Here is a 3,127-nt window from a genome sequence, read left to right as displayed (position 1 = left end):
GAAGCATTCCTTAGAAGAACTCTTACTTTGTAAAGTTCCCTATGAATGGCACGATTATCAAGTATAACAAGGTATCCGCGAATAACCCCCTCTGATTTGAGTTTTCTTATACGCCTTATAACGGAGACGCTCGAAATTCCAAGTTTTTGGGCAATGTCAATTACCGGAATTCGCGGATCTTTTTTTAAGATTTCAAGCAAATCCCAATCTTTTTCATCAATCTTTAGGAATTTTTTTGTTCCCTCAAGAATAACCGAGTTACTTGTGTTTAAGAGATACCTATTTCCAAAAAAATGCTTTTTTGTCACAACGGAGAGTTCTATTTTTTGGATAAATTTTGCATACTTAGCTAAGAAATTTTCATAGAATTGGTAAAGGTCTCCTGGAAGCTTCACATCAATTAAAATTTCAAGGTCACTATCGCTTTGCAAAAATTTATTCACTGAAATATTTTTTTTGGAGCGCAGATTTTCTAAAATCTCTTTGCGGGTGTTTTTCTTGAGATTGTGCAAGTCCAAAATAATTGAATATGTTGTGATTCCCAAAAGAAAGGTGTCAATAATTGGCTTGATGCTTTTGATTACACCTTCATTAAAAAGTTTTTTTATCCTGTAAATTGCAACATCTTTGCTAACCATCGCTTTCCTTGCAATGCTTGTAATGCTCTTTCTTGCATCATTTTCAAGTTCTCTTAGAATTCTTAGGTCCTTTGCATCAAGGGTTTTTGATTTCTTCATAATTACTTCAAAATTTCGTTCTTTATAAAATTTTTTAGTGTTGTCCGTAAAAAGTAAGATAAAGATTAATCAAGCTTATTGAATTCTATTTTTTATGAATTGAAAGGAGGAACGAAAAATGAGAGAAGAAAGCGTTAAAGGAAGCAAAATTGGAGGAGCAATTGCAGCAGGACTTCTTTCCCTTATTGTTGGATTAAGAAGTTGTACCAGAGTTCCGGCAGGCTATGTTGCTGTCATTGACAAGTTAGGCCATGTTTATGAAAAAGAGCTTGAGCCAGGGATACACATGAAAAATCCACTTTCTTCTGCAATTGACATGAGTGTCAGAACTCAGGAAAGAAAAGAAACAATGACTGTTCCAACAAACCAGGGTATGATGGCAACAATTGATGTAGCAGTTCAGTACCACCTAATCCCAACTGAGGCGGACAAGTTTTACAAGAGATTTGGTGTTGAGGAAGAAAGCCAGGAAATCGCTATTGTATCTCCGCTTAGAAATGTAGCAAGAGATGTTGTAGCAAGCCACTCTCCCGAAGATCTCTACAACTTTAATCGTGGGAAGATTTCATCTGAAATAGAAGAGCAGCTAAGGGGAATATACAAAGGCAACGGTATTGAGCTTGAAAGAGTTCTTCTAAGGGGCGTAAGTCTCCCAAAAGAGGTTACCGCTGCAATTGACCGGAAGATAAAAGCAAAGCAGGAAGCAGAACAAATGGAGTTTACATTGATGCGAGAAGAGAAAGAGTCTGAGAGAAAACGCATCGAAGCAAAGGGTATTGCTGATGCTCAGAAGATTATAGCAGAAAGCCTTACCCCGGAGTACCTTCAATGGAGGTATATAACGACATTAGAAGCACTAACTAACTCAGATAACACAACTTTTGTAATAACCCCATACGACCAGAAGATGGTCCCAATGCTCCCCCTTAAAAAATAATTTTTTGTCCGAAATTTTCGGACTTTTTTTATTTTTTTATTGAGCAACCAGTTAATACAGAAAGTTTCTCAAGCGGTTGAGTTCCTTCATATTTTTTTCCACCTATATCCCAGGTTGGATACCCAGATATCCCTTGGACAAGGCATTTATTCTTTTCAACATCGCAGTTAATGTAATTAATTTTTCTAAAAGAATTTCCAAACATCTTTTTTTGAGCCTTGCAATGAGGGCACCAGTCAGTCCCATACATTATTGCACCGCTTTTTGAGATACAGTCTGCAAATGAATCATAAGGACCTGCCCGAGGCATTGTCAAAAGAAACATTATAATTGCAATGATAATTCCAAGGATTATTATCGTAGATTTTTTCATTAATTATCCAAGTTTTTATTCCTTAAAAGACTTGCGTTTAAGTTATGTCAACTATTATATTCTTAATCTCATTGCGATTATTCTGTCATAAAATGACCTGCCGGAACGGAAACGGTTTGTTGGTTATTTGGGTAAGGATTATAAACCTTTTATGCTGTTCTGTTTAATGGATGATTCAGTAATTGATTCCTATGTTCGTGCAGGAAATATTGCCAGAGAGATTAAAAAATTCGTAGAAAACTTTGTAAAAAAAGACATGAAGCTAATTGACATAGCTCTTGCTATTGATGACAAAATAGCCAAGTTTGGAGCAACTCCAGCTTTTCCAGTCAATTTATCTATTGATGAGGTTGCAGCACACTTTACTCCAGACTTGTCTTGCGAAAAGAAAGCCGGCGGGCTTTTGAAAGTAGATATTGGGGTTTGTGTTGATGGATACATCGCAGACACTGCCATCTCTATTGATTTAACAGGTGGGGAACATAAGCATCTTCTTGAAGCAAATCGGCTTGTTTTGTCCAATGTTGAAAAAATTGTAAAACCCAAAATGAAACTAAACGAAGTTGGAATCGCCGTAGAAGAAGCCCTCTTAAAATTCAACTCTGATAATGGCACCAATTTTTCCATAGTTCGCGGTCTTTGTGGACATTCACTTGGAAAAGACACCATACACGCAGGAATCACAATCCCAAATTACAAGAACCCTTCAGAAACCATATTAGATGAAATTGCTTTTGCAGTAGAGCCCTTCCTTACATACGGTCGCGGAGAAATCTACGAGGGAGCTGGCGGAGGGATTTTCGCGCTTTCGAAGGTTGGTGCAAAAGTCAGGGACAGCTATTCTCGTGAAATTCTTGCATTTATAGAAGAAAATTATAAAACACGTCCTTTCTGCACAAGATGGCTTGAGAAAGCAGGCTTTAGAAAACTCAGATTTGTTCTTTCAATTTTTGAAAAACAAGGAATCCTAAAACAATATCCACTACTCATAGAAAAAACGAAATCAGCAGTAAGCCAGTTTGAGAACACATTTCTTATTGCGAATGGCAATATTTTGATTACTACGAGATAGATTCGCAG

Annotated in this window: 4 protein-coding genes; 2 read left to right on the top strand and 2 right to left on the bottom strand. The window is 36.9% G+C overall.

Features of this window, described 5'->3' with window-relative positions; all coding sequences use genetic code 11:
• Positions 1-737: AsnC family transcriptional regulator (locus tag D6734_12760; protein RMF92248.1), on the bottom strand; the 737-nt coding region annotated here is incomplete at its 3' end.
• Positions 738-855: 118 nt separating this feature from the next.
• Between D6734_12760 and D6734_12755 the strand changes: the two genes are divergently transcribed.
• Positions 856-1,674 (top strand): prohibitin family protein, encoded by an 819-nt coding sequence (locus D6734_12755; protein ID RMF92247.1) that lies wholly within the window; start codon positions 856-858, stop codon positions 1,672-1,674.
• Between the two features lie 28 nt (positions 1,675-1,702).
• On the opposite strand, the gene D6734_12750 is transcribed toward D6734_12755, so the two are convergent.
• Positions 1,703-2,047 (bottom strand): hypothetical protein, encoded by a 345-nt coding sequence (locus D6734_12750; GenBank protein RMF92246.1) that lies wholly within the window; start codon positions 2,045-2,047, stop codon positions 1,703-1,705.
• 151 nt (positions 2,048-2,198) lie between these two features.
• Here D6734_12750 and D6734_12745 point away from each other — a divergent pair, with 151 nt between their 5' ends.
• Positions 2,199-3,119, top strand: coding sequence for a type II methionyl aminopeptidase (locus D6734_12745; GenBank protein RMF92245.1), 921 nt, complete (start codon positions 2,199-2,201; stop codon positions 3,117-3,119).
• The last annotated feature ends 8 nt before the right edge of the window (positions 3,120-3,127 follow it).

The sequence above is a fragment of the Candidatus Schekmanbacteria bacterium genome (genome assembly GCA_003695725.1).
In the GTDB taxonomy this organism is placed as follows: Bacteria; Schekmanbacteria; GWA2-38-11; order GWA2-38-11; family J061; genus J061.
This window is presented reverse-complemented; position numbering and strand designations above follow the sequence as displayed.

What these genes read in the sequence shown, in the direction of transcription:
- D6734_12755 (RMF92247.1), top strand. Translation starts at nt 856, where the DNA reads ATGAGAGAAGAAAGCGTTAAAGGAAGCAAAATTGGAGGAGCAATTGCA.
- D6734_12750 (RMF92246.1), bottom strand. Translation starts at nt 2,047, where the DNA reads ATGAAAAAATCTACGATAATAATCCTTGGAATTATCATTGCAATTATA.
- D6734_12745 (RMF92245.1), top strand. Translation starts at nt 2,199, where the DNA reads ATGCTGTTCTGTTTAATGGATGATTCAGTAATTGATTCCTATGTTCGT.